The organism is Nonomuraea glycinis (assembly GCF_014646515.1).
In the GTDB taxonomy this organism is placed as follows: Bacteria; Actinomycetota; Actinomycetes; order Streptosporangiales; family Streptosporangiaceae; genus Nonomuraea; species Nonomuraea glycinis.
In genome coordinates this window covers 159,897-183,789 of record NZ_BMNK01000009.1, presented here as the reverse complement: position 1 = coordinate 183,789, position 23,893 = coordinate 159,897, and the positions used below count along the sequence as shown (strand labels likewise).

24 protein-coding genes and 1 tRNA gene are annotated in these 23,893 nt (G+C 67.9%); 20 read left to right on the top strand and 5 right to left on the bottom strand.

Annotated elements, in window-relative coordinates:
* Nucleotides 1-137: 137 nt before the first annotated feature.
* Nucleotides 138-284 (bottom strand): hypothetical protein, encoded by a 147-nt coding sequence (locus tag IEY87_RS25370; RefSeq protein WP_189141269.1) that lies wholly within the window; start codon nt 282-284, stop codon nt 138-140.
* A 272-nt stretch (nt 285-556) separates the two neighbouring features.
* Between IEY87_RS25370 and IEY87_RS25365 the strand changes: the two genes are divergently transcribed.
* The 4 genes from IEY87_RS25365 to IEY87_RS25350 all read left to right on the top strand — a co-directional run bounded on the left by IEY87_RS25365 (nt 557) and on the right by IEY87_RS25350 (nt 5,704).
* Nucleotides 557-2,419 carry an acyl-CoA dehydrogenase family protein gene (locus IEY87_RS25365; protein ID WP_189141268.1) on the top strand — a complete coding sequence of 621 codons (1,863 nt, stop codon included), beginning with the start codon at nt 557-559 and terminating at the stop codon, nt 2,417-2,419.
* Nucleotides 2,420-2,604: 185 nt separating this feature from the next.
* Nucleotides 2,605-3,867 carry an extracellular solute-binding protein gene (locus IEY87_RS25360; protein ID WP_189141448.1) on the top strand — a complete coding sequence of 421 codons (1,263 nt, stop codon included), beginning with the start codon at nt 2,605-2,607 and terminating at the stop codon, nt 3,865-3,867.
* Nucleotides 3,868-3,935: 68 nt separating this feature from the next.
* On the top strand, nt 3,936-4,820 hold the full coding sequence (locus IEY87_RS25355) for a carbohydrate ABC transporter permease (protein ID WP_189141267.1): 885 nt from the start codon (nt 3,936-3,938) through the stop codon (nt 4,818-4,820).
* A complete protein-coding gene (locus tag IEY87_RS25350; protein WP_189141266.1) occupies nt 4,820-5,704 on the top strand; it encodes a carbohydrate ABC transporter permease in 885 nt (294 codons plus the stop codon). The genes IEY87_RS25355 and IEY87_RS25350 overlap by 1 nt, the downstream gene beginning before the upstream one ends.
* Here the strand turns inward: IEY87_RS25350 and IEY87_RS25345 are convergent.
* Nucleotides 5,697-6,434, bottom strand: a complete 738-nt coding sequence (locus IEY87_RS25345) for a class I SAM-dependent methyltransferase (RefSeq protein WP_189141265.1) — start codon at nt 6,432-6,434, stop codon at nt 5,697-5,699. The two genes, IEY87_RS25350 and IEY87_RS25345, sit on opposite strands and share 8 nt — an antisense overlap.
* 124 nt (nt 6,435-6,558) lie before the next feature.
* Here IEY87_RS25345 and IEY87_RS25340 point away from each other — a divergent pair, with 124 nt between their 5' ends.
* Together IEY87_RS25340 and IEY87_RS25335 are read left to right on the top strand one after the other, a co-directional pair.
* Nucleotides 6,559-7,098: an RNA polymerase sigma factor gene (locus IEY87_RS25340; protein ID WP_189141264.1), complete on the top strand. Its 540-nt coding sequence runs from the start codon at nt 6,559-6,561 to the stop codon at nt 7,096-7,098.
* Entirely contained in the window at nt 7,085-7,882 is a 798-nt protein-coding gene (locus IEY87_RS25335; protein WP_189141263.1) for a hypothetical protein, read from the top strand. Before IEY87_RS25340 ends, IEY87_RS25335 begins: the two co-directional genes overlap by 14 nt.
* On the opposite strand, the gene IEY87_RS25330 is transcribed toward IEY87_RS25335, so the two are convergent.
* Nucleotides 7,871-8,890, bottom strand: coding sequence for an adenosine deaminase (locus tag IEY87_RS25330; RefSeq protein WP_189141262.1), 1,020 nt, complete (start codon nt 8,888-8,890; stop codon nt 7,871-7,873). The two genes, IEY87_RS25335 and IEY87_RS25330, sit on opposite strands and share 12 nt — an antisense overlap.
* 121 nt (nt 8,891-9,011) lie before the next feature.
* Between IEY87_RS25330 and IEY87_RS25325 the strand changes: the two genes are divergently transcribed.
* Entirely contained in the window at nt 9,012-9,491 is a 480-nt protein-coding gene (locus IEY87_RS25325) for a hypothetical protein (RefSeq protein ID WP_189141261.1), read from the top strand.
* 219 nt (nt 9,492-9,710) lie between these two features.
* On the opposite strand, the gene IEY87_RS25320 is transcribed toward IEY87_RS25325, so the two are convergent.
* Nucleotides 9,711-10,919: a pyridoxal phosphate-dependent aminotransferase gene (locus IEY87_RS25320; protein ID WP_189141260.1), complete on the bottom strand. Its 1,209-nt coding sequence runs from the start codon at nt 10,917-10,919 to the stop codon at nt 9,711-9,713.
* A 157-nt stretch (nt 10,920-11,076) separates the two neighbouring features.
* On the opposite strand from IEY87_RS25320, the gene IEY87_RS25315 reads away from it, so the two are divergent.
* The 9 genes from IEY87_RS25315 (at nt 11,077) to rplL (ending at nt 17,551) form a co-directional block, all read left to right on the top strand.
* A tRNA-Trp gene (locus IEY87_RS25315) sits at nt 11,077-11,149 on the top strand.
* A gap of 77 nt (nt 11,150-11,226) precedes the next feature.
* Nucleotides 11,227-11,472: a preprotein translocase subunit SecE gene (secE, locus tag IEY87_RS25310; protein WP_189141259.1), complete on the top strand. Its 246-nt coding sequence runs from the start codon at nt 11,227-11,229 to the stop codon at nt 11,470-11,472.
* A 65-nt stretch (nt 11,473-11,537) separates the two neighbouring features.
* Entirely contained in the window at nt 11,538-12,326 is a 789-nt protein-coding gene (nusG, locus tag IEY87_RS25305; protein WP_189141258.1) for a transcription termination/antitermination protein NusG, read from the top strand.
* A 117-nt stretch (nt 12,327-12,443) separates the two neighbouring features.
* A complete protein-coding gene (gene rplK, locus IEY87_RS25300) occupies nt 12,444-12,875 on the top strand; it encodes a 50S ribosomal protein L11 (protein WP_189141257.1) in 432 nt (143 codons plus the stop codon).
* A gap of 59 nt (nt 12,876-12,934) precedes the next feature.
* Entirely contained in the window at nt 12,935-13,654 is a 720-nt protein-coding gene (gene rplA, locus IEY87_RS25295; protein ID WP_189141256.1) for a 50S ribosomal protein L1, read from the top strand.
* Nucleotides 13,655-14,021: 367 nt separating this feature from the next.
* Nucleotides 14,022-15,395, top strand: coding sequence for an IS607 family element RNA-guided endonuclease TnpB (tnpB, locus tag IEY87_RS25290; protein ID WP_189141255.1), 1,374 nt, complete (start codon nt 14,022-14,024; stop codon nt 15,393-15,395).
* 99 nt (nt 15,396-15,494) lie between these two features.
* Nucleotides 15,495-16,325, top strand: a complete 831-nt coding sequence (locus IEY87_RS25285) for an SCO4651 family lipoprotein (protein ID WP_225277655.1) — start codon at nt 15,495-15,497, stop codon at nt 16,323-16,325.
* 242 nt (nt 16,326-16,567) lie between these two features.
* Nucleotides 16,568-17,092, top strand: coding sequence for a 50S ribosomal protein L10 (rplJ, locus tag IEY87_RS25280; protein ID WP_189141254.1), 525 nt, complete (start codon nt 16,568-16,570; stop codon nt 17,090-17,092).
* Between the two features lie 69 nt (nt 17,093-17,161).
* Complete coding sequence (gene rplL, locus IEY87_RS25275) at nt 17,162-17,551, top strand: 50S ribosomal protein L7/L12 (protein WP_189141253.1); 390 nt, start codon at nt 17,162-17,164, stop codon at nt 17,549-17,551.
* Between the two features lie 191 nt (nt 17,552-17,742).
* Here rplL and IEY87_RS25270 read toward each other — a convergent pair whose 3' ends face one another.
* Complete coding sequence (locus IEY87_RS25270; protein WP_189141252.1) at nt 17,743-18,126, bottom strand: nuclear transport factor 2 family protein; 384 nt, start codon at nt 18,124-18,126, stop codon at nt 17,743-17,745.
* Nucleotides 18,127-18,211: 85 nt separating this feature from the next.
* Between IEY87_RS25270 and IEY87_RS25265 the strand changes: the two genes are divergently transcribed.
* From IEY87_RS25265 to rpoB, 4 genes are all read left to right on the top strand, one after another.
* A complete protein-coding gene (locus IEY87_RS25265; RefSeq protein ID WP_189141251.1) occupies nt 18,212-18,763 on the top strand; it encodes a TetR/AcrR family transcriptional regulator in 552 nt (183 codons plus the stop codon).
* Between the two features lie 215 nt (nt 18,764-18,978).
* Nucleotides 18,979-19,479: an Rv1363c family protein gene (locus tag IEY87_RS25260; protein ID WP_189141250.1), complete on the top strand. Its 501-nt coding sequence runs from the start codon at nt 18,979-18,981 to the stop codon at nt 19,477-19,479.
* Nucleotides 19,476-19,973, top strand: a complete 498-nt coding sequence (locus IEY87_RS25255) for a hypothetical protein (protein ID WP_189141249.1) — start codon at nt 19,476-19,478, stop codon at nt 19,971-19,973. The genes IEY87_RS25260 and IEY87_RS25255 overlap by 4 nt, the downstream gene beginning before the upstream one ends.
* A gap of 435 nt (nt 19,974-20,408) precedes the next feature.
* A complete protein-coding gene (gene rpoB / locus IEY87_RS25250; RefSeq protein ID WP_189141248.1) occupies nt 20,409-23,888 on the top strand; it encodes a DNA-directed RNA polymerase subunit beta in 3,480 nt (1,159 codons plus the stop codon).
* Nucleotides 23,889-23,893: the final 5 nt, after the last annotated feature.

The following is a 23,893-nucleotide window of genomic DNA, read 5'->3' as shown; positions in this document are numbered from 1 at the left end:
GTTGCCACAAGGTCGCCAAAGGGTGTCAAAACGCCGGTGCCCCGGCTCCTCTGATGAGGGGCCGGGGCACCGGTCTGTCGCGGCTCGCCCATGGCGTGGCGGGCGGGCGCCGCGGTTCCACCATCCAGGTAGTGGTCTTATCGGCCCTTGGGCGGAATCCGCCGGGGCGGCGCGATCGGCCGCTGCGGCATCTTCGGCAGTTGCCGGGGCATGGGCGGCAACTCCCGGCCGGGGTGGCCAGGGATGTTGCGCTTGGTCTTCTTGCCGGATGAACGTACTCGCATGAGAAGGCTCCTTCACGTGACTCACGACGCGGCCGAAGGCCGGGTCCGCAAGCTCAGCTGCCGCGTCTGCGTGGACTGGGCGGTGTCGCTGAGTGGCCGGGCCGATCGAGTCGGCCTGCGGCGCTTCACTGGTAAAGGCGCATGTGACCGACTCTAGGTCGCGGATGTCGTACGGCACAACCGATTAAATTCGCGCACAGGTGGCGCAAAGCGCCGCCGGTCGGGCAGTACACAGCAATCTTCATCAGGCGTACTGTCGGCGGGAGGATGCTATGAGCGAGTACGCCAAGGCAAGGGAGCTCGGCGAGCAGGCCCGTGAGCGAGAGTGGACCCGCCCCAGCTTCGGCAAGCAGCTGTTCCTCGGCGATCTACGGCTGGATCTGGTGCATCCGGCTCCGGAGGTGCCCGAGGAGGCCGCCGAGCGGGGCGAGGAGTTCGTCATCGCGCTGCGGCGCTTTCTCGACGGGCACGTCGATCCGGCGCTGATCGAGCGGACCGCGCAGGTGCCCGACGAGGTGGTCAAGGGCCTGGCGGGGCTCGGCGCCTTCGGGATCACGATCGGGCAGGAGTACGGCGGGCTGGGCCTGCCGTACCTGTACTACTGCCGCGCGCTGATGCTCGTCGGCTCCTACTGCCCGGCGCTGGCCACGCTGCTGTCGGCGCACCAGTCGATCGGGGTGCCGCAGCCGCTCAAGCAGTTCGGCACCGAGGAGCAGAAGCGGGAGTTCCTGCCGAGGTGCGCGCGCGGCGAGATCTCGGCGTTCCTGCTCACCGAGCCCGACGTGGGCTCCGACCCGGCGCGGCTGAGCACCACCGCGGTCAGGGACGGCGACGAGTACGTGATCGACGGCGTCAAGCTGTGGACGACCAACGGGGTGATCGCCGACCTGCTGGTGGTCATGGCCAGGACGGGCGGGAAGATCAGCGCCTTCGTCGTCGAGGGGGACTCGCCCGGCATCACGGTCAGGCGGCGCAACTCGTTCATGGGGCTGCGCGGCATCGAGAACGGCGTGACGGAGTTCTCCCAGGTGCGGGTGCCGGCCAGGAACCTGATCGGCCGCGAGGGCCAGGGCCTGAAGATCGCGCTCACCACGCTCAACACCGGCCGGCTCTCGCTGCCCGCCACCTGCGCGGGCGGCGCCAAGTGGGCCGTGAAGATCGCCCGCGAGTGGGGCAACGCCCGCGTCCAGTGGGGGCGCAAGATCGGCGAGCACGAGGCCGTCGCCACGAAGATCGCCTTCATCGCGGCCACCGCCTACGCCCTGGAGGCGCTCTGCGAGCTGACCGCGCGGATGGCCGACGACCGGCGCAACGACATCAGGATCGAGGCCGCGCTGGCCAAGCTGTACGCCTCCGAGCTGTCCTACCAGGTGCTCGACGAGCTCGTCCAGATCAGGGGCGGCCGCGGCTTCGAGACGGCCGAGTCGCTGGCCGCGCGCGGTGAGCGCGGGGTCCCGGCGGAGCAGATGCTGCGCGACTCCAGGATCAACCGCATCTTCGAGGGCTCCTCGGAGATCATGCGCCTGCTCATCACCCGGGAGGCGGTGGACGCGCACCTGTCGGCGGCCGGCGAGCTGATCGACCCGGACGCCTCCCGTGCGGAACGCGTCCAGGCGCTCAAGCGGGCCGGCGCCTTCTACGCCCGCTGGCTGCCGGGCCTGGTGACGGGAGCCGGCAACCTGCCCACGGCCTACGCGGCCTTCGGCCCGCTGGCGGCACACCTGCGGTTCGTGGAGCGGACCAGCAGGAAGCTCGCGCGGGCCACCTTCTACGGGATGTCGCGCTGGCAGGGCGGGCTGGAGCACAAGCAGTCGTTCCTCGGCCGGATCGTGGACATCGGCGCCGAGCTGTTCGCGATGACGGCGGTCTGCGTGAAGGCCGAGGAGGACGCCCACGATCTGGGCCGCAGGCCGTACGAGCTGGCCGACACCTTCTGCCGGCAGGCCAGGCGGCGGGTGGACACGCTGTTCGACCGGCTCTGGGACAACAGCGACAGCCAGGACGTACGGCTGGCCCGCTATGTGCTCGACGGCCGTTACACCTTCCTGGAGGAGGGCGTGCTCGACCCGTCGATCGAGGGGCCGTGGATCGGATCGCCGCAGGGCGGGGAGAACGTACGGCGACGAGTGGTCTAGACCGGCGTTGCGGTTGTGTTGTTAAACCGAGACCAACCGGTATAGACCGGCTGCTGAACAGAGGCTTACTCTGGCGCCAACGCGTGGAGATATGTCTCGCGCGGCCCCATCCCCCTGGGCCGGGTCTGGCGACTGGTACGGACCAGTGTGACCCGTCCGACGAGAAGGCGGTACTTACGGTGAGAATGAGACTTGTGGGCGGCGCCGCTCTCGGCCTGGCAACCGCGCTGGTCCTGTCCAGTTGCGGCTCCAGCGCGCCCAGCACCGAGGGCGGCGACCAGGCCGCCGACGGCGGTCAGGTCACGCTGAAGATGGTCGCCGCCGACTACGGCGACGGCCCCGGCAAGCCGAACTCGGGCGAGACGTTCTGGAAGGGCGTCGTGGACGAGTTCCAGGCGGCCAACCCCAACATCAAGGTCGACGTCCAGGTCATCAACTGGAACGACATCGACACGCAGGTCGCCACCATGGTCCAGAACGGACAGGTGCCCGACATCCTGCAGACCGGCGACTACTCCGGTTTCGTCGCCGACCAGCTCCTGTACAAGGTCGACGAGGTGCTGTCCCCCGCGACCTCCGCCGACATGCTGGAGAAGTTCGCCGAGTTCGGCAAGGTCGACGGCACCGGCTACGGCATCCCGTTCGTCTCCTCCGCCCGCGCCCTGTTCTACAACAAGGAGCTCTTCGCCAAGGCGAAGATCACCGACCCGCCGAAGACCTGGGACGAGCTCAAGGCCGCGGCCGAGAAGCTGAAGGCCGCCGGCGTCAGCCAGCCCTTCGGCCTCCCGCTCGGCCAGGAGGAGGCCCAGGCCGAGTCGTTCCTGTGGATGCTCGGCAACGGCGGCGGCTACAAGGACGACGCCGGCAAGTGGGCGATCAACTCCCCGCAGAACGTCGAGACCTTCGGCTACCTCAAGGGCCTCGTCGACGCCGGCCTGACCACCCCGAACCCGGGCACCAAGGACCGCAAGACGGTCTGGGAGGACTTCGGCGCGGGCAAGGTCGGCATGGTCAACGGTGGACCGATGTCCATCCCGATCTTCGACGCGGCCGGCCTGAAGGACTACGGCGTCGCGCCCATCGCCGGCAAGGCGGGCCCGCTCGACACCACCCTCGGCGTCATGGACTGGATCATGGCGTTCAACAAGAACGGCCACGCCGCCGAGATCAAGAAGTTCTTCGACTTCTTCTACACCGGCACCGCCGCGCAGAAGATCAGCGACACCTACAAGCTGCTGCCCGTCACCAAGGGCGGCATCGACAAGCTGTCCGGTGACGAGAAGCTCAAGCCGTTCCTCGACGGACTGCCCAACGCCAGCTTCTACCCCTTCCAGGACCCGAAGTGGGCCGAGGTGAACCCGCAGATCAAGCAGATCATCGGCGGCGCCGTCAAGGACGACCCGGCCAAGGTCCTCGGCGAGCTCCAGAAGACCGCCGAGGCCAGCTGACCATCGGGGTCCGTACGGCTAGCGCCTCCCTGCCGGGGCGCTAGCCGTACCTTCTTGGAAGGTTTTTCATGAGAAGGTTGCGCGCCCTGGAGCCCCTCGCCTGGGTCGGGCCCGCCGTCGTGCTGATCGCGGTCGTGGTGCTCTGGCCGGTCGTCGAGATGATCCGGTCGTCGTTCCTGCAGATCAGCCGGGTCGGCATCGTCCGCGGCTTCAACGGGCTGGACAACTACGACAAGTTGTTCGCCGAGAAGGACTTCGCGGACGTCATGGTCCGCAGCGTGATCTGGGTGGTCGCGGTCGTCGCGCTCACCGTGCTGATCTCGCTGGCCCTCGCCCAGCTGTTCAACCAGCGCTTCCCCGGCCGCAAGGTCGCCCGGTGGGCGCTGATCGCGCCGTGGGCGGCCTCGGTGCTGATGACGGCGATCGTCTTCAAGTGGATGCTCGACCCCGAGGTCGGCGTGATCAACCAGATCAGGCTGAAGCTCGGGCTGATCGACGCGATGGGCGGCGCCTCGGCCGACCAACTCGGCGACGCCTCCACCGCCATGCCGTGGCTGGTGTTCGTGGCCGTGTTCGTCTCCGTCCCGTTCACCACGTACGCACTGCTGGCCGGACTGGCGACAATCCCCACAGACGTGTACGAGGCCGCCAAGATGGACGGCGCCAGCTGGATCCGTACGTACTGGTCGATCACCCTGCCGCTGCTCCGGCCCGCGCTCACCGTCGCCGCCCTGATCAACGTGATGAACGTCTTCAACAGCTTCCCGATCATCTGGGCGATGACCCACGGACAGCCGGGCTACTCGACGGCGACCTCCACCATCCTCATGTTCATCCTCAAGGGCTCCGACATCGGCGAATCCGCCGCGATGTCGGTGGTCAACTTCGGAATGGTGCTCGTGATCACCGCGCTCTTCCTCAAGATCTCCCGCTGGAACAGGGCGGTGGCGTGATGGCAGTCGGAACGGCTCCGCAGGCGCCCCCGCGCGTCCACACCCGGCCCACGCCGGGCGGACCCAGCGTCATGCCCAAGCTCAAGACGACCCTCGTCGCGGCCACCGCCTACGTGGTCGCCTTCATCTTCCTGTTCCCGTACGTGGTGATGGTGCTGACCTCGCTGCGTCCCCAGGAGACCCTGCGCGACGTCACCATCCTGCCCTCGCAGTGGCAGTGGTCGAATCTGGTCGACTTCTGGAGCAGCGGGCTGGCCGGCAACCTGATGGTCACCCTCCAGGTGGCGGCCGGCTCGACCGTCCTGGTGCTGCTGGTCGCGCTGCCGGCGGCCTACTACGCCGCCCGGCACAACTTCCGGGGCCGCACCATGTTCCTGATCCTGGTGCTGATCACCCAGATGTTCCAGCCCACGGCCATGCTGGTCGGCATCTACCGGGAGTTCTCGCAGCTCGGGCTCGTCGACTCGATCTGGTCGCTGATCCTGGTCAACGGCGGGTTCAACCTGGCGTTCGCGGTGTGGATCCTGACCGCCTACTTCGCCTCCATCCCGCGCGAGCTGGAGGAGGCCGCCTTCATCGACGGCAACGGCCGCTTCGGCGCGCTGTTCAGGATCACGCTGCCGCTCGCCATGCCTGGCGTGATCACCGCGCTGATCTTCACGTTCATCGCCGCCTGGAACGAGTTCGTCGTCGCCCTGACGCTGACCACCACGCCGGAGAAGCAGCCACTGACGGTGGCACTCAACTCCTTCATCGGCCAGTATCAGGTCGACTGGCAGAACCTGTTCGCCGGCTCGGTGATCGCCACCATCCCGGTGATCATCCTGTTCGCCCTCATCGAGCGGAAGGTGGTCGGCGGCCTCACGGCCGGATCCATCAAGTAGCGGGAACGCGGGCCACGCAGAAGACCGTCTGGCCGAACGGGGGCCGGATGAACCGCTCGATCAGCCGCGTGGCCGGCACCACCGTGCGGTCGTAGATCTTGACCAGGCGCGGGTCAGGGTAGCCGACGCCGCCCCGGCGGACCGCCGCCCACCAGGCGATGCCGCCCAGGAAGTTGATCGGCTTGAGCACCTCGACCTCAAGGCCGGCCTTGTCGACCGTGGCGCGCAGCGTCTTGGGCGTGTAGCGCTGGACATGGCCGACCTTGCGGTCGAAGTCGCCGTACAGCTGCATGTAGCCGGGCACCCAGATGATGATCCGGCCGCCGGGCAGCGTCACCTTGGCGAGCGAACGCAGCGCCTCGGCGTCGTCCTCGATGTGCTCCAGGACGTTCATCATCACGACCGTGTCGACCTTGTCCTTCAGCGGGATCTCGGTCGGCAGGCCGAACTGCAGCACGTCGATGTCGTCGCGACCCTCGAACCGCTTCTTGAGCTGCTCCACGCAGTAGGGGTCGAAGTCGCTCACGACCAGCCGGTCCAGCCTCGGCAGGAACTCGTCGGCGAAGTGGCCGAGGCCCGAGCCGATCTCCAGCATCGAACGGCCGACATGTGGGGCGACCATGTCGAACTCGTACTGCCGGTAGTTCTTGGCCTCGTCCCCACCGAGATGGTTCTCCAGGGCCTCGTCACCGGCCGCCGGTTGCACTACACGGTCATACCCAGAAGACATAGTCCCGTTCCTTAGGGCCTCGTGAGAATGGCCCGAGTCTAGTGCCCGGCAGGAACGAGAGGTCACCTCATGGACGAAACGCCCTTTCGCGCGTCTCCGGAATGCGGTGGAATCTGACTCGTCCATGGACGACGACGAGGCCATCGGCCGCTCGCTCCAGGGCGACCTGTCCGCCTACGAGGCGCTGGTCGCCCGCTACAGCGCGCTCGCCCACCGCACCGCCGCCATGCTGGGCGCGGGGGACGAGGCCGAGGATGTGGTCCAGGAGGCGTTCGTCAAGGCCTTCAGAAACCTGCGGTCCTTCCGCCGCGACTCGGCGTTCCGGCCGTGGCTGCTGCGCATCGTGGCCAACGAGACGCACAACCTGACCCGGGCGCGCGGCCGCAGATCCCAGCTCTCGGTACGGCTGAGCGCGACGGCCGACCCGGCCGCCCGCGACGACCCCGAGGGCACGGCGGTGGCCACCGACCGGCGCGCCCGGCTGCTGGAGGCGGTCCGCACCCTGCCGGAACGGGAACGCGAGGCGGTCGTCTGCCGGTACTTCTTACAACTGTCGGAGGCGGAGACCGCCGAGGTGCTCGGCTGCCCGATCGGCAGCGTCAAGTCCAGGACCCACCGCGGCCTGGCCCGGCTGAGGGAGGAGGTGCGCGATGAGTTCCGATGACCTTGAGGCCGAGCTGCGCGCCCTGGCCGAATCCCTCGACGTGCCGGCGCCCCCGCCCGACCAGGTGGCCGCAGCCGTACGCGCCCGCCTCGAAGCGGCGCCGCCTCTGGAAGCCGTGTCCTCGGACGTCCCGCTCCCCACGGAAGCCGCGTCTTCGGACGTCCCGTCCGGGCGGTCTGCAAAAGGCGCGCGGCCGGTGCGGCGGCGGGCCAGGTGGAAGGTGGTCGCGGTCGTCGTGGCCGTGATCCTGGCGGTGACCGCCGCCACCCCCCAGGGCCGGCAGGCCGTGCTCACCATCCTGCGCCTCGCCGGGATCGAGGTGACGCTGACCAGTGGCACCCCGGCCCCGGTGGCCACTCCCACCGGGCTGCCCGGCGAGCGCGCCGTGCCTCCCGGACAGGCGGCGGCCCAGGCGCGCTTCCCGGTGCGGACCCTGACCGCGCTGGGCACGCCGCGGCGCGCCACGGTGAGCGACGGCGGCCGGGTGGTGTCGATGTTCTGGCCGGGCGGTGTCCGGCTCGACCAGTTCGACGGCGGCATGGACCCCTACTTCTTCAAACGCCTCGGCCCGCCCTTCCCGCAGGACGTCGCGGTGAACGGCGTCACCGGCTGGTGGCTCCAGGGCGAGCACCCGGTCGGCTACATCACCAGGCCGGACCACACCCAGATCCCGCTGCGCCAGGCCGGCCCCACCCTCATCTGGCAGCGCGGCGCCATCGGCTACCGGCTGGAGGGCGCCGCCTCGATGGCACGGGCCGCCGAGCTGGCCCGCTCACTCGGGTGAGGCCAGCCAGGCGTCGATGCCGTGCATCAGCTCCTTGCGCACCGAATCGGGCGCGGCCGACGACCTGATCGACTGCCTGGCCAGCTCGGCCACCTCCGCGTCGCTGAACCCGTACGCCTCCCGCGCCAGCTCGTACTGCCGCAACAGCCGGGCCCCGAACAGCAGCGGGTCGTCCGACCCGAGCGCGATCGGCACCCCCGCGTCGAACAGCCTGCGCAGCGGCACGTCGGCAGCCCGCTCCACCACCCCGAGCCCCACGTTGGAGGTGGGGCAGACCTCGCAGCAGATCTGCCGGTCGGCCAGCCGCTGCATCAGCCGCTGGTCCTCCGCCGCGCGCACCCCGTGCCCGACCCGGTCGGCGCCCAGGTCGTCCACGCACTGCGCCACGCTGCGCGGCCCCAGCAGCTCGCCCCCGTGCGGCACGGCCAGCAGGCCGGCCCGTTTGGCGATCCGGAAGGCCCGCTCGAAGTCGCGGGCCTGGGCCCGCCGCTCGTCGTTGGACAGCCCGAACCCCACCACCCCCTGGTCGATGTACTGGGCGGCCAGCCGGGCCAGCGTGTTCGCGTCGAGCGGATGCCTGGTCCTGTTGGCCGCCACGACCACCGCGATGCCGATCCCCGCCTCCTCCGCGGCCCGCCGCGCCGCGTCCAGCACCAGCTCCAGGGTGGCCGTCAGCCCGCCGAACCGGTGTGCGTAACCGGATGGATCCACCTGAATCTCCAGCCACCGCGAGCCCGCCGCCGCCTCGTCCCGCGCCGTCTCGCGCAGCAGCCGGTAGACATGCTCCGGCCGCCCCAGCACCGACCTGGCGATGTCGTACAGGCGCTGGAAGCGGAACCAGCCGCGCTCGTCGGTCGCCCGCAACTTGGGCGGCCAGTCCTCCTCCAGCGCGTCGGGCAGGTGCAGGCCCTGCTCCCTGGCGAGCTCGATCAGCGTGGCGTGCCGCATCGACCCGGTGAAGTGCAGGTGCAGGTGAGCCTTGGGAAGCGTGTGCAGGGACCGTGCCATCGCCATATTTTGCCACTCAACGCGCCCGGCCTCTGCCTGTACGCTCTTGCCGCCTCGCCCTCGCCTGCTGTAGGAGACTGAGGGCCCTGATCCCGACGTCCACCCGAAAGTGGTGTTAGTGATGCGGCGCCTGGCAGCAGTGATCCTGGTGCTCAGCCTGACCGCGTGCGACTCCACCACGCCGAAGACCCCCGTCGTACGGCCGAGCAACGCCCCCATCACCCAGCCGGGCCCGTCCTTCGCCTGCGGCACCGTGCCGGTCCGGATCAGGGAGATGCCGGACGGGGCGGCCAAGTCGGCGACGTTCCGGCAGGTGCGATCGCTCACCGAACGCCTCAAGGTCAAAGGGCAGATCTGGGACATGGGCGACGAGCGGCTGTACGTCGGGGTGGTGTGCGGGGTGCGCTCACCCGAGCGGTTCGCCTCCCTCGTCACCAGGGCCGGGCTCGTCATGCACCAGGGCAAACCCGCCCTGCACTGGCAGACGCGCGGCGGGGTACGGCACTTCATGTGGCTCGAACGCCCCGGCACCGCCGTCTACATCGCCGCAACCCCGGGCATAGCCGGGCAGATCGCCAAGGTCGCCGCAAGCGTCGAATAACGGCCGCCCGCTCGCTTAACGGAGCCGACTGACGGGCGCCCCTCGCCTGCCGGATAAGCCCCTCATCCAACGGACAGGCCCCTCATCCAACGGACAGGCCCCTCATCCAACGGACAGGCCCCTCATCCAGCGTGCGCCCCTGATCTCACGTACGGCGCCTCGGCCGAAGAGCGGGCAGCCGTCTGACCAGGGGCAGGCTGCCCGCCTCGACGTGCCGGACTAGTGCGCCTCGGCCAGCAGCTTGGCCAGGCGGCTGACGCCTTCGACCAGGTCGTCGTCGCCCAGGGCGTAGGACAGACGGAAGTAACCCGGCGTGCCGAACGCCTCCCCGGGAACGACCGCCACCTCCGCCTCCTCCAGGATCAGCTCGGCCAGCTCGGCGGAGGACTGCGGACGCCGGCCGCGCAGCTCCTTGCCGATCAGCTCCTTGACGGCCGGGTAGGCGTAGAAGGCGCCCTTCGGCTCCGGGCAGAACACGCCCGGGATGTCGTTGAGCATCCGCACCATCGTCTGGCGGCGCCGGTCGAACGCCTCCCGCATCTCGGCCACCGCCGACAGGTCGCCCGAGACGGCGGCCAGCGCGGCCATCTGCGACACGTTCGCGACGTTGGAGGTGGCGTGGGACTGCAGGTTGGCGGCGGCCTTGACCACGTCGGCCGGGCCGATCAGCCAGCCGACCCGCCAGCCCGTCATCGCGAAGGTCTTGGCCACGCCGTTGAGGATGACGACCCGGTCGCCGAGCTCGGGGACGGCGGTGGCGATGCTGGTGAACTCCGCGCCGCCGTACGTCAGGTGCTCGTAGATCTCGTCGGTGACGACCCAGAGCTCGTGCTCGGCCGCCCAGCGGCCGATCGCCTCGGTCTGCTCACGCGAGTAGACGGCGCCGGTCGGGTTGGACGGCGAGACGAACAGCAGCACCTTGGTGCGCTCGGTGCGCGCGGCCTCCAGCTGCTCGACGCTCGCCAGGTAGCCGGTGCTCTCGTCGGTGACGACGTCCACCTGGACGCCCCCCGCCAGCTTGATCGCCTCGGGGTAGGTGGTCCAGTAGGGGGCCACCACGAGCACCTCGTCGCCCGGGTCGAGCAGCGTGGCGAACGTCTCGTAGACGGCCTGCTTGCCGCCGTTGGTGACCAGCACGCGCGAGGCGTCGACCTCATAACCGGAATCGCGCAGTGTCTTGGCGGCGATGGCCTTCTTGAGCTCGGGCAGGCCGCCCGCCGGGGTGTACTTGTGGAAACGCGGGTCGCGCGCCGCTTCGACGGCCGCCTCGACGATGTAGCCGGGCGTCGGGAAGTCGGGCTCGCCGGCGCCGAAGCCGATGACCGGCCGGCCGGCCGCCTTCATCGCCTTCGCCTTGGCGTCCACGGCGAGGGTCGCGGACTCGGAGATCGCGGAGATCCGTGTGGAGACACGGGGACGGGTGGACATGTCTCCATGCTTTCATGTGCGTGTGACCTGGGCGATCGGGTATCGGTTCGACGTGGCGGCCAATCACCCCTACACTTTTCCATGGTCGTGCCGCCGCATGTCGGTGAGCGGTTCGGTCCAGGCAGTGAGTCAATCAGGGTAGTGTGGTTGACGACATAGGGCACTGGCGCAATTGGTAGCGCACCGGTCTCCAAAACCGGCGGTTGGGGGTTCGAGTCCCTCGTGCCCTGCGAGTGCGGTCCGCGCAATATTAGGCGTGTAAGCGCGCCGCAAAACTGCGTTGGATACGACAGATCAGGTGAGGACTGTGGCGATCGACACGCGCGGCGAGACCGCAGGCAAGCCTAGTGGTGAGAAGAAGAAGCGCACTTCTCCCGCCCTCTTCTATCGGCAGATCGTCAGTGAGCTGCGTAAGGTCATCTGGCCGACACGCAATGAACTCGTCACCTACACCACGGTCGTTCTGGTATTCGTTGTGATCATGGTCGGGATCGTTTATGGGCTGGATGCCGGCTTCGGCTGGGTCGTCCTGCGCGTCTTCGGCGGGGCCTGATCCCGACGCCGCCGGCGCATCCTGACGGAGCCGCCATTCTCAACGACGAAAGAGGAAGAGTCACCGTGTCCGAGTCTTCAGTGCCGGCGGACGAGTCCCGCGAGCCGGAAGAGGCCTTCCAGGCCGCTGAGGAGACCGTCGAGGACGTCGCCGACCACGACGAGGAGGCCGTTGTCGAGACCGACGACGAGACTCCGGTCGACGGCGACGAGTCCACCGACGTCGCTCCCACCGTCGACGAAGACGGTGACGTCCTGCCGGAAGTCGATCCGGTCGAGGAGTTCAAGCGCGGACTGCGCGGCCTCCCCGGAGAGTGGTACGTCATCCACTCCTACGCCGGTTACGAGAACCGGGTGAAGTCCAACATCGAGAGCCGGAACGTCTCGCTCAACATGGAGGACTTCATCTACCAGGTCGAGGTGCCCACGCACACCGTCCAGGAGTTCAAGAGCGGCAAGAAGGTCCCCGTCAAGGAGCGCGTGCTGCCCGGATATGTCCTGGTGCGCATGGAGCTGACCGACGAGTCCTGGGCCGCCGTCCGCAACACCCCCGGCGTGACCGGCTTCGTGGGCCTGTCCAACAAGCCGAGCCCGCTCAGCATCGACGAGGTCGGCAAGCTGCTGGCCCCGGAGCCGAGCGAGGAGAGCAAGAAGGCCGCCGCCAAGACCAGCAGCGGACCCACCGTCGAGTTCGAGATCGGCGAGTCCGTCACCGTCATGGACGGCCCGTTCGCCACCCTGCCGGCCTCGGTCAGCGAGATCAGCCCCGAGTCGCAGAAGCTCAAGGTGCTCGTTTCGATCTTCGGACGGGAGACCCCGGTCGAGCTGTCGTTCAACCAGGTCTCGAAGATCTAAGACGATCACTTACACTTAGACGTTCGGCCGGCCGCCTTTCGCGAAGGGCGGCCTTCCGACATGTCCGGGCGCATCCGCGTCAGGACAGCATCACGATCAGGACCCGGAGAAGGACTCATGCCTCCGAAGAAGAAGATCGCGGCTCTGGTCAAGGTCCAGCTTCCCGCTGGCCAGGCCACGCCCGCCCCGCCGGTCGGTACCGCACTCGGTCCGCACGGCGTCAACATCATGGACTTCGTCAAGCAGTACAACGCTGCGACGGAGGCTCAGCGGGGCAACATCATCCCCGTCGAGATCACCATTTTCGAAGACCGCAGCTTCACCTTCATCACGAAGACGCCCCCGGCGCCCGAGCTGATCAAGAAGGCTCTGGGCCTCGACAAGGGCAGCGCGGTCCCGCACAAGGACAAGGTCGGCAAGCTCAGCCGCGAGCAGCTGCGCAGCATCGCCGAGACGAAGATGCCGGACCTCAACGCCAACACGGTCGAGGCCGCCGAGAAGATCATCGCCGGCACCGCCCGGTCCATGGGCATCACCGTCGCCGAGTAAGACCTTTCCCGACACCGTGGGAGGGCCGGTTCCGGCCCGCGCACCACAAGGAGACAGACATGCAGCGCAGCAAGGCGCACAAGGACGCGGAAGCCAAGATCGACCGCGACAAGCTCTACAGTCCCGCCGAGGCCGCGAAGCTGGCCAAGGAGACGTCCACCACCAAGTTCGACTCCACCGTCGAGGTGGCGTTGCGGCTGGGCGTCGACCCTCGCAAGGCCGACCAGATCGTGCGCGGCACGGTCAACCTCCCGCACGGCACCGGTAAGACCGCCCGGGTCCTGGTCTTCGCGACCGGCGACCGTGCCGAGACGGCCCGCGAGGCGGGCGCCGACATCGTCGGCGCCGACGAGCTGATCGACGAGATCGCCAAGGGCAACCGGCTCAACGAGTTCGACGCCGTGGTCGCCACCCCGGACCTCATGGGCAAGGTCGGCCGGCTGGGCCGCGTCCTCGGCCCGCGTGGCCTCATGCCCAACCCCAAGACCGGCACGGTGACCCCCGACGTCGCCAAGGCCGTGACCGAGATCAAGGGCGGAAAGATCGAGTTCCGCACCGACCGGCAGGCCAACCTGCACTTCGTCATCGGCAAGACGTCGTTCCCCGAGCGTCAGCTCATCGAGAACTACGCCGCCGCCCTCGACGAGGTGCTACGTCTCAAGCCGTCGGCCGCCAAGGGCCGCTACGTCAAGAAGGTCACCTTCTCGACGACCATGGGCCCCGGCGTCCCGGTCGACCCCAACGCCACCCGCGGCCTCACCGCCGACGTGGAGGCATAAGGCCGCCAGGCCCGCACCGAGCCCTCGCCGCACACCGCGGCGGGGGCTCCGTCGTGTCCGAGGGTTCGTCGTGTCCGGGGGTTGGCAACTGCTGTGGTTCGTATCAGTGTTCGTCGGTCTTCATCTGGTTATCTCTAACGTGATCGCGGTCTGTCGCGTGGTGATCGGGGTCGGCTCGGTGGTCTGTGCGCTGGTGGACGGCAGAAGAGGGGCGCTGTAGGGGCCCGCGGCTTGGCGCCGTGTCTGGCCGGCGCTGCCTGCCCCATCTCTCAATCGTCACGATACGCGTGCGAAGCCTTACCCAGTGTGCAGTCATGCTGGTAGAGTCGTTCGCACACACTCTCGAATACGGGGGAGAGGGATCGTCGTGCGTGCCGTGCAGGCCTACCGTTTCGCGCTGGACCCCACCGCACGTCAGGCCGCCGCGCTGGCTTCGCATTGCGGGGCGGTGCGGGTGGCGTTCAACTGGGGTCTGGCGCAGGTGCGGGCGAATCTGGCGCAGCGGGAGGCCGAGCGCTCCTACGGCATCCCCGACGACCGGCTCACCCCGGCGTTGTCGTGGTCGATGTACGGCCTGCGCAAGCGCTGGAATCAGGTCAAGGACGAGGTGGCGCCGTGGTGGGCGGGCAACTCCAAGGAGTCCTACGCGTGCGGGCTGGCCCGCCTGGCCGACGCCCTGGCGAACTGGCGTGACTCCAAGAGCGGTAAGCGTCAGGGCCCGAAGGTGGGTTTTCCCCGGTTCAAGACCAAACGCCGCGCGGCCCGGTCGGTGCGCTTCACCACCGGGACGATCCGGTTGGACGGCCACACCCACGTGGTCTTGCCGGTGCTGGGCCGGATCAAAACGCACGAGCCGGTCGGCGAACTCGCCCGCCTGCTTACCGAAGGTGCGCGGATCGCTTCGGCGACGGTGCGGTGGCAGGAGGGCCGCTGGCACGTCAGCTTCATTGTGCACGCCGAACGCGCCCAGGGTTCGCCTGCGCGGCCGGATGCGGTGATCGGGGTGGACCTCGGCATCAAGACGCTGGCGGTCTTCTCCGACGGACGACCGCCGGTCGCCAATCCCCGCCACCTCAATGCCGCCGCGCGTAAACTACGCCGCCTGTCGCGAGCGGCCTCCCGCAAACACGGCCCCGACCGGCGCACCCGGCAACAACCCTCGAAGCGGTGGCTGCGGGCGAACGCCGCCCGCAACCGGGCGGAGCATCGGGTGGCGGCGCTGCGCCGCGACGGCATCCACCAGCTCACCACCAGCCTGGCCCGCACCTACGGCACCATCGTGGTCGAAGACCTCAACGTGGCCGGGATGATCCGCAACCGGCGACTGGCCCAAGCTGTCTCCGACGCCGGTTTCGGCGAGATCCGCCGCCAACTCGCCTACAAGACCGGCTGGAACGGCGGCCGGCTGCTGGTAGCCGACCGTTGGTTCCCCTCCTCCAAGACCTGCTCATCCTGCCAGGCAGTGAAAACCAAACTGCCCTTGCGGATACGCACCTACGTCTGTGAGGGGTGCGGCCTGTCGATGGACCGCGACGAGAACGCCGCACGCAACCTCGCTTCGCTGGTGAAACACACGGTCGCCGGGAGTGGCCCGGAGACCCGAAACGGACGTGGAGCCGACCGTAAGACCCCGCCTGGCGGGGCAGGTGGCCGTGAAACGTCAACCCCGCACCGGGCATCTGTTGCCTGGATCAGACGGGGACCTTCGCCCACACCGGGGCGAATCACTGAGAATCCTTGAAATCAGTGAACGGAGTGAGGTCAGGGATAACCCTTAGTTATCCATGAGAAGTACGGGGAAGTCGCTCCGAAAAGATCCCCGGCACGTAGGGTTCAAAGCATGCTGAAGCGCAGGATTTCTCTCGCCACTGCCGCGGCTGGCGCCGCCCTTGTCGCGGTCACGGTCGCCGGTTGCGGAACGACCGCGCAGCCCATCCAGGTCAACCTGGCCGCCTCGGAGGTGCTGGCGCAGACCGCGCAGAAGACGGCTGACGTCACCTCCTACACCGTTGACGCGGTCGTCAACGTGAAGGACCCGAACGGCAGCTCCGGTAAGGCTCAGGGCCGCATGCTCTATCAGAGCAAGCCGGAGCTCGCCGTGGACCTCACCATCGACAGCGCCGACTTCGGCGGCCAGGGTCTGCCCGGCGGCGCGCGGATCGTGCTGCAGGGCGACACCGTCTACGTCAAGGTCGAGGCACTCAACAAGATGCTCGGCGCGACCAAGCCGTGGGTCAAGGTGCCGTTGAAGGAGATGGGCGACGACCAAGGGCAGATCGACCAGCTTCTCAGCCAGATCCAGCAGTTCGACCTGGGCGGCGTGACGGAGATGGTCACCGCCTCGCAGGACGTCAAGTCGGTCGGCACCGAGAACGTCGGCGGCGAGGACACCACGCACTACGCCGGCACCTTCCCGGTGGACGCGGCGGTGAAGCAGCTGCCCGCCGACAAGCAGGAGCGGGCGCGGACCAACCTCGCCGAGCTGAAGAACGTCAAGTTCGACATCTGGGTCGGCGCCGACAAGCTGCCGCGCAAGGTCACGATGAGCGGCTCGGAGAAGGACGCTTCGATGGACGCGACCCTGATGTTCAAGGGCTACAACGAGCCCGTCAGCATCCAGGCCCCGCCCGCCGACCAGGTGGGTGAGCTGCCCAAGGGCACCACCAACTGAGAACGATTTGGAAACTCGGCGGCCACCCCGTAGTGTGGTCGTTGCCGAAGACCGCCGGTCGTCGTCAGGTGCCTCAAAGCCTGGCGACCGAAGGATCCACTTCATGTGGACGGCCCGCGCAGGTGTGATACGAGTTTCCTCGCATGATGTGAATCATGTGCGTGAGCCCCGTGTGCGCCCTGCGCCCGGGGCTGTTCTCATGTCAGGGACCCTTCGCCGGTGGCACATCTGGAAGGAGGCCCATGGCGAGGGCGGATAAGGCGACAGCGGTTGCCGAGCTCAGAAGCGAGTTCGAAGGCAGCGCTGCGGCCGTTCTGACCGAGTACCGCGGTCTCACCGTCGCTCAGCTCAAGCAGCTGCGCGTTTCTCTCGGTGAGAATGCGAAGTTCGCCGTGGCGAAGAACACCCTGACCAAGATCGCAGCGAACGAGGCCGGTCTGCCCGGCATCGACGAGCTGCTCACCGGTCCGACCGCGATCACCTTCGTCAACGGAGACGTTGTCGAGGCGGCCAAGGGTCTGCGTGACTTCGCCAAGGCCAATCCCCTCCTGGTGATCAAGGGAGGCGTCCTCGATGGTAAGAGGCTGGACGCCGCCGAGATCACCAAACTCGCTGACCTTGAGTCCCGTGAGGTTCTCCTCGCGAAGCTTGCTGGTGCGATCAAGGCGAAGCAGAGCTCTGCTGCTGCGATGTTCGCCGCGCTGCCCACCAACATGGCTCAGCTGGCCGACGCTCTTCGCGCCAAGCGCGAAGAGTCGGGCGAGTAAGACGGGGATTGCCGCAACACCCGCGGTCCCGTTCCTAAATTTTCACAGTCCCATACGGAGGAAACCATCATGGCGAAGCTCAGCACCGACGAGCTGCTCGACGCGTTCAAGGAGATGACCCTCCTCGAGCTTTCCGAGTTCGTTAAGCAGTTCGAAGAGGTCTTCGACGTCAAGGCCGCCGCCCCCGTCGCGGTCGCCGCAGCCCCCGCCGGTGGCGCCGGTGAGGCCGCCGCCGTCGAGGAGCAGGACGAGTTCGAGGTCATCCTCGAGGGTGCCGGCGACAAGAAGATCCAGGTCATCAAGGAGATCCGCGCCCTCACCTCCCTCGGCCTCAAGGAGGCCAAGGACCTGGTGGACGGCGCTCCCAAGTCCGTCTTCGACGGCAAGGTCAACAAGGAGCAGGCGGAGAAGGCCAAGGCTGCCCTCGAGGGCGCCGGCGCCAGCGTCACCGTCAAGTAACTCGTTCGCTCAGAACGCGTCACGAGGCGGCTCAACGCTTCAGCTTCATCGCTTCATCGCTTCATCGCAAAGGGGCGGTCACACCCAGGTGCCGGGTGTGCCGCCCCTTTCGCATGCCCGGCCCCGATCCGTACGGGATGGGGGTCTACGCGGATCTCGTACAGGGATGAAGGTGTGTACGGCCGGAGAGGTCAGGCGGCGGCGCGGACGCCGGCGATGGCGGTGGCGTCCATGTAATCCCTGGTGTGGACGATCAGGCCGCCGCGGATCCGGAGGATCAGCAGGCCGGGCACGGTGATCGAGCGGTCGCCCACCTTGACGACCGTCTCCTGCTCCACGATCAGCACTTCTGGGTCGGTGGAGCGGTGGATCAGCACGTTGCGGATCTCCTGGACCTCGGCGGGACTGGTGCCCCACGACGCCCGGTAGCCGTCGCGGATCCGCTCCCGTCCCTGATAGGGCGGCAGGCCGCCGAAGGGGAACTCGTGCAGGCCGTCCTCGGCGTAAAGGTCCGCCAGGGCGTCGGGCGACTTGCGCGACATCGCGTCGTGGTAGGCGGTGACGATCTCTGACATGAGGGTCTCATTTCGCTCAACAGTCGTTGACTCAACGAGCGTAGAGCGAAATAGTGAGCTCGGTCAACGGATGTAGAGTCGGCGTGTGAGTGAGCTTTCGCGGGCCGAGCGGCGGCAGCGGACCGAGCGGCGGATTCTCGACACCGCGCGCGAGCTGTTCGCCCAGCGGGGTTTCGAGCGCACCACCATCCGTGCCGTGGCGCAGGCCGCCGAGGTGGATCCGGCCCTGGTCATGCAGTACTACGGCAGCAAGCAGCGCCTGTTCGACGCGGCCGTGCGGGTGGCCGAGCCGCCTGCGGGCGAGGCGGGTCCCGAGGAGTTGATCGAGGAGCTTCTGGGCTCGCTCGACGTGAAGCTGGGGGAGCTGCCGCCGGCGTCGCTGGCGATGATGCGCTCCATGCTGACCCACCCCGAGGCGGCCGCGTCGGCGCGCGGCGTGCTGGGCAGGCAGATCGAGCGGGTCGGGCGGTCGCTGCCCGGCGAGCGGGCCCGGCTGCGGGCTGCGCTGATGACCATGATCATGCTCGGCGTGGCCGTGGGACATCAGCTACTGGAGCTCGACGAACTGCGCGATGTGCCGCCCGAAGACATCGCCCGACTGCTGCGACCCTGCTTGCAGGCGCTCAGCGAGGGCTGACGCGCTCCACGGGCACGCTGTGGCGTTTCGGGAGTAGGGCACGCGTCCGCGGCCTCAGGGGCCGCCTGAGGGGCGCGCCGGTCGGTCGCAACCGGGCTGAACGGTATTCGTGCCTGATCAAGGCCCATATCGACGGCATCGGTTGGTTCGCCCGTCCCTGCCGCGGCCCGCGGGTTATGATCCCGGCGAATCGGTGCGGGGAAGGGGGTGCGGACGTGGCCGAGATCGTGGCTCGGCTGGCCCGCCACGCGGTCCCGGCGCTCGCCGTCGCGGCGGCGCTGCTGATCGGCGCCGTCGTCTGGCTGGTCATGCAGGCGCGCGACGCGCAGGCCAGGGCGGACGACCGGCAGGCGGCGCTGCTCGCGGCGGGCACCCACGCTGTGAGTTTGCTCTCACTCGACCACAGGACGGTGGAGGCCGACCTTCAGCGCATTCTGGCCACGTCGACGGGCGCGGCGAAGGCGGGCTACGAGGCCGGCGCGAGCAAGCTCAGGAGCACCACGGTCGCCGACAAGGTCGTGCAGGAAGGCGTGCTGCGTGCGGCCGGACTGGTGTCGCTGTCGGAGAGCACGGCCAAGGCGCTCGTGGTCGCCGATGTGGAGATCCGCTGGGACGGCTCCGACAATGCGCCGCAGGAGCGGTTCTACCGATGGTCGATGGACCTGACCAAGGTCTCGGGCACGTGGCTGGTCTCCAAGGCGGTGCAGGTCTCGTGAGGAGGGCCGCGGTCGCCTCGCTGGCCGTCCTGGTGCTGGCCCTGGCGACCGTGACGGGGGTGCTCTGGCTGGACCTGCGCGCCATGCGCGGCGGCGAGACGGCGGGCGCCGAGGCGATGGCCGCGGCCAAGGCCGTCGCCCCCGATCTGCTGTCCTACGACTACCGCACGATCGAGCAGGATCTGGCGCGGGCGGCGGGGCACACGACGGGCGCGCTCACCAGCCACTACAAGGAGCTGTCCGGCACGCTGGTGGCCAAGGCGAAAGCGGAGCGGACCGTACAGACCACCTCGGTCGCGGCCGTCGCCGTGGAGCGTGCCGAACCCGGCCGCGTGGAGGTTCTGATGTTCGTGAACACGGGTACGGTAAAGAAGATCGCCGGCAAGGCAGAGCCGCAGCAACAGGTCAGCCAGAACCGGGCCAGGTTCGTCATGATCGAGCAAGGATCGCGCTGGCTGGTGGCCGATCTGTCGACTCTGATCGGGACCGCGTGAGGGGCCGGGCGCGCCGCTTAGTTCAATTGTTACTAAAATCCAGGTTTCGCGGACACCAGGTCGCGGGTATCCAGCTCCTAGCTACACCGGTTGTCAGCATGGGTTCGACCCCCGGTGTGACGGAGCGTTAGCCGCCCCCGTTCGCGGGTATCGTCTTGGGCCGGGCGGCAGACGACCGATCACACAAGGAAGAAAACCCAGCGTCCAGGCCCTGAGGCAGCTAAAAGTCGAGCTTTCGGGCTTGACGTTTACGCTCGGACGGGCGATGCTGCGACCAACGTGAAGCATGCAGCGAGAGCGAAGTGGACAGGCGTGTGCCGTTCGGCTACACTGCCCCTTTGCGCTGCCCTTTGACGACCCGCTCCGCTGCTCACGTTGCGAGGTTGTCTGGCGTGCGTGTAGTCAGTCCGCCGCGAGCCCTCGGAAGGACATCTGTTGGCAGCCTCGCGCAACGCCTCCGCCGTACCCGCCGGTCCCAGTCGCGTCTCGTTTTCGCGCATCCAGGAGCCCCTCGAAGTTCCTGACCTTCTCGCCCTGCAGACCGAGTCTTTTGACTGGCTGCTCGGTAACGAGAAGTGGAAGGGCCGGGTCGAGGCGGCTCGTCAGGCCGGTCGCAAGGACGTCCCGACCCAGTCGGGTCTCGAAGAGATCTTCGAAGAGATCAGTCCGATCGAGGACTTCTCGGGGACCATGTCCTTGTCGTTCCGCGACCATCGATTCGAGCCGCCCAAGTACTCAGTCGATGAATGCAAAGACAAGGACATGACCTTCTCCGCCCCGATGTTCGTCACGGCGGAGTTCATCAATAACACCACCGGTGAGATCAAGAGTCAGACGGTGTTCATGGGCGACTTCCCGCTCATGACGCCGAAGGGCACCTTCATCATCAACGGCACCGAGCGTGTCGTGGTCTCCCAGCTGGTGAGGTCGCCCGGCGTCTACTTCGACCGCAGTGTCGACAAGACGTCGGACAAGGACCTCTACGGCTGCAAGGTCATCCCGTCCCGGGGTGCCTGGCTCGAGTTCGAGATCGACAAGCGCGACAGCGTCGGTGTGCGCATCGACCGTAAGCGCAAGCAGGCCGTCACTGTGCTTCTCAAGGCACTGGGATGGACCACGGAGCAGATCCTCGAGCGCTTCGGCCAGTACGAGTCGATGCGGGCCACCCTGGAGAAGGACCACACCGCCGGTCAGGATGACGCCCTGCTCGACATCTACCGCAAGCTGCGGCCGGGTGAGCCGCCGACCAAGGAGTCGGCGCAGACCCTGCTGGAGAACCTCTATTTCAATCCCAAGCGCTACGACCTCGCCAAGGTGGGTCGTTACAAGATCAACAAGAAGCTCGGCGCCGACTCTGAGATCACTCAGGGCACGCTGACCGAGCAGGACATCGTCGCCACCATCGAATACATCGTCCGCCTGCACGCGGGCGAGGACGCGATGCCCGCGGCCGAGGGCGCGCCGATCGACACGGTGATCGTCGAGGTCGACGACATCGACCACTTCGGCAACCGCCGTCTGCGCAGCGTCGGCGAGCTCATCCAGAACCAGGTCCGCCTGGGCCTGGCCCGGATGGAGCGCGTCGTCCGCGAGCGGATGACGACGCAGGACGTCGAGGCGATCACGCCGCAGACCCTGATCAACATTCGCCCGGTCGTGGCGTCGATCAGGGAGTTCTTCGGCACCTCGCAGCTGTCGCAGTTCATGGACCAGACCAACCCGCTGGCCGGCCTGACGCACAAGCGGCGTCTGTCCGCGCTGGGCCCCGGTGGTCTGTCGCGTGAGCGGGCCGGCTTCGAGGTCCGTGACGTGCACCCGTCCCACTATGGCCGGATGTGCCCGATCGAGACGCCTGAGGGGCCGAACATCGGCCTGATCGGGTCGCTCGCGTCCTACGGGCGGATCAACGCCTTCGGTTTTGTGGAGACGCCTTACCGCAAGGTCGTCGACGGCAAGGTGACCGACCAGGTCGACTACCTCACCGCCGACGAGGAGGACCGTTTCGTCAAGGCGCAGGCCAACACGGTGCTCAACCCGGACGGCACGTTCGCCGAGAACCGCGTTCTGGTCCGTACCAAGGGCGGTGAGACCGAGCTGGCTCGTGCCGAGGAGGTCGACTACATCGACGTGTCGCCACGTCAGATGGTGTCGGTCGCCACGGCGATGATCCCGTTCCTGGAGCACGACGACGCCAACCGCGCGCTCATGGGCTCCAACATGCAGCGTCAGTCGGTGCCGTTGCTCAAGAGCGAGGCGCCGCTGGTCGGCACCGGCATGGAATACCGTGCCGCGACCGACGCCGGTGACGTCATCAGCGCGGAGAAGGCCGGCGTGGTCGAGGAGGTCTCCGCCGACTACGTCACCGTGATGAACGACGACGGCACGCGGACCACCTACCGCGTCGCCAAGTTCAAGCGTTCCAACCAGGGCACCTCGTTCAACCAGAAGCCGATCGTGGCCGAGGGCGACCGGGTGGAGATCAACCAGGTCATCGCCGACGGCCCGTGCACCGACCAGGGTGAGATGGCGCTGGGCAAGAACCTGCTCGTGGCGTTCATGCCGTGGGAGGGTCACAACTACGAAGACGCGATCATCCTGTCCCAGCGGCTGGTCCAGGACGACGTCCTTTCCTCGATTCACATCGAGGAGCACGAGGTCGACGCCCGTGACACCAAGCTGGGCCCCGAGGAGATCACCCGGGACATCCCGAACGTCTCCGAAGAGGTCCTGGCCGACCTGGACGAGCGCGGCATCATCCGCATCGGCGCCGAGGTCGTCCCCGGCGACATCCTCGTCGGCAAGGTCACGCCCAAGGGTGAGACCGAGCTGACGCCGGAGGAGCGCCTGCTGCGCGCGATCTTCGGGGAGAAGGCCCGTGAAGTCCGCGACACCTCGCTGAAGGTGCCGCACGGCGAGATGGGCAAGGTCATCGGGGTCCGCGTGTTCTCCCGCGAGGAGGGCGACGAGCTTCCTCCGGGCGTCAACGAGCTGGTCCGCGTCTACGTGGCGCAGAAGCGCAAGATCACCGATGGTGACAAGCTGGCCGGCCGGCACGGCAACAAGGGCGTCATCTCCAAGATCCTGCCGGTCGAGGACATGCCGTTCCTTGAGGACGGCACCCCGGTCGACATCATCCTCAACCCGCTGGGCGTGCCCGGCCGGATGAACGTCGGTCAGGTGCTGGAGACCCACCTCGGGTGGATCGCCGCGCGTGGCTGGGACATCTCCGGGGTCCAGGAGGCCTGGGCGCAGCGGCTGCGGGACAAGGGCCACGACAAGGTCGAGCCGTTCACCGCCATGGCGACGCCGGTCTTCGACGGCGCGCACGAGGAGGAGATCGTCGGCCTGCTCGGCAGCACCGTCGCCAACCGCGACGGTGACCGGATGGTGCAGCAGAGCGGTAAGGCCCGCCTGTTCGACGGCCGCTCCGGCGAGCCGTTCCCTTACCCGATCGCGGTCGGCTACATCTACATCCTCAAGCTCCTCCACCTGGTCGACGACAAGATCCACGCCCGGTCGACCGGCCCTTACTCCATGATCACCCAGCAGCCGCTCGGCGGTAAGGCCCAGTTCGGTGGCCAGCGCTTCGGTGAGATGGAGGTGTGGGCGCTGGAAGCGTACGGCGCCGCCTACGCACTGCAGGAGCTGCTGACGATCAAGTCTGACGACGTCCTCGGCCGCGTGAAGGTCTACGAGGCGATCGTCAAGGGCGAGAACATTCCCGAGCCGGGCATCCCGGAGTCCTTCAAGGTCCTCATCAAGGAAATGCAGTCGCTCTGCCTCAACGTCGAGGTGCTCTCCAGCGACGGCATGTCCATCGAGATGCGGGACACCGACGAGGACGTCTTCCGCGCCGCGGAGGAGCTCGGTATCGATCTGTCCCGGCGTGAGCCGAGCAGCGTGGAAGAAGTCTGAGGGGG

Bases quoted from the DNA above. Each gene is read 5' to 3' on its own strand.
- IEY87_RS25370 (WP_189141269.1), bottom strand. From the start codon at position 284: ATGCGAGTACGTTCATCCGGCAAGAAGACCAAGCGCAACATCCCTGGC.
- IEY87_RS25365 (WP_189141268.1), top strand. From the start codon at position 557: ATGAGCGAGTACGCCAAGGCAAGGGAGCTCGGCGAGCAGGCCCGTGAG.
- IEY87_RS25360 (WP_189141448.1), top strand. From the start codon at position 2,605: ATGAGACTTGTGGGCGGCGCCGCTCTCGGCCTGGCAACCGCGCTGGTC.
- IEY87_RS25355 (WP_189141267.1), top strand. From the start codon at position 3,936: ATGAGAAGGTTGCGCGCCCTGGAGCCCCTCGCCTGGGTCGGGCCCGCC.
- IEY87_RS25350 (WP_189141266.1), top strand. From the start codon at position 4,820: ATGGCAGTCGGAACGGCTCCGCAGGCGCCCCCGCGCGTCCACACCCGG.
- IEY87_RS25345 (WP_189141265.1), bottom strand. From the start codon at position 6,434: ATGTCTTCTGGGTATGACCGTGTAGTGCAACCGGCGGCCGGTGACGAG.
- IEY87_RS25340 (WP_189141264.1), top strand. From the start codon at position 6,559: ATGGACGACGACGAGGCCATCGGCCGCTCGCTCCAGGGCGACCTGTCC.
- IEY87_RS25335 (WP_189141263.1), top strand. From the start codon at position 7,085: ATGAGTTCCGATGACCTTGAGGCCGAGCTGCGCGCCCTGGCCGAATCC.
- IEY87_RS25330 (WP_189141262.1), bottom strand. From the start codon at position 8,890: ATGGCACGGTCCCTGCACACGCTTCCCAAGGCTCACCTGCACCTGCAC.
- IEY87_RS25325 (WP_189141261.1), top strand. From the start codon at position 9,012: ATGCGGCGCCTGGCAGCAGTGATCCTGGTGCTCAGCCTGACCGCGTGC.
- IEY87_RS25320 (WP_189141260.1), bottom strand. From the start codon at position 10,919: ATGTCCACCCGTCCCCGTGTCTCCACACGGATCTCCGCGATCTCCGAG.
- rplK (WP_189141257.1), top strand. From the start codon at position 12,444: ATGCCTCCGAAGAAGAAGATCGCGGCTCTGGTCAAGGTCCAGCTTCCC.
- rplA (WP_189141256.1), top strand. From the start codon at position 12,935: ATGCAGCGCAGCAAGGCGCACAAGGACGCGGAAGCCAAGATCGACCGC.
- IEY87_RS25285 (WP_225277655.1), top strand. From the start codon at position 15,495: ATGCTGAAGCGCAGGATTTCTCTCGCCACTGCCGCGGCTGGCGCCGCC.
- rplJ (WP_189141254.1), top strand. From the start codon at position 16,568: ATGGCGAGGGCGGATAAGGCGACAGCGGTTGCCGAGCTCAGAAGCGAG.
- rplL (WP_189141253.1), top strand. From the start codon at position 17,162: ATGGCGAAGCTCAGCACCGACGAGCTGCTCGACGCGTTCAAGGAGATG.
- IEY87_RS25270 (WP_189141252.1), bottom strand. From the start codon at position 18,126: ATGTCAGAGATCGTCACCGCCTACCACGACGCGATGTCGCGCAAGTCG.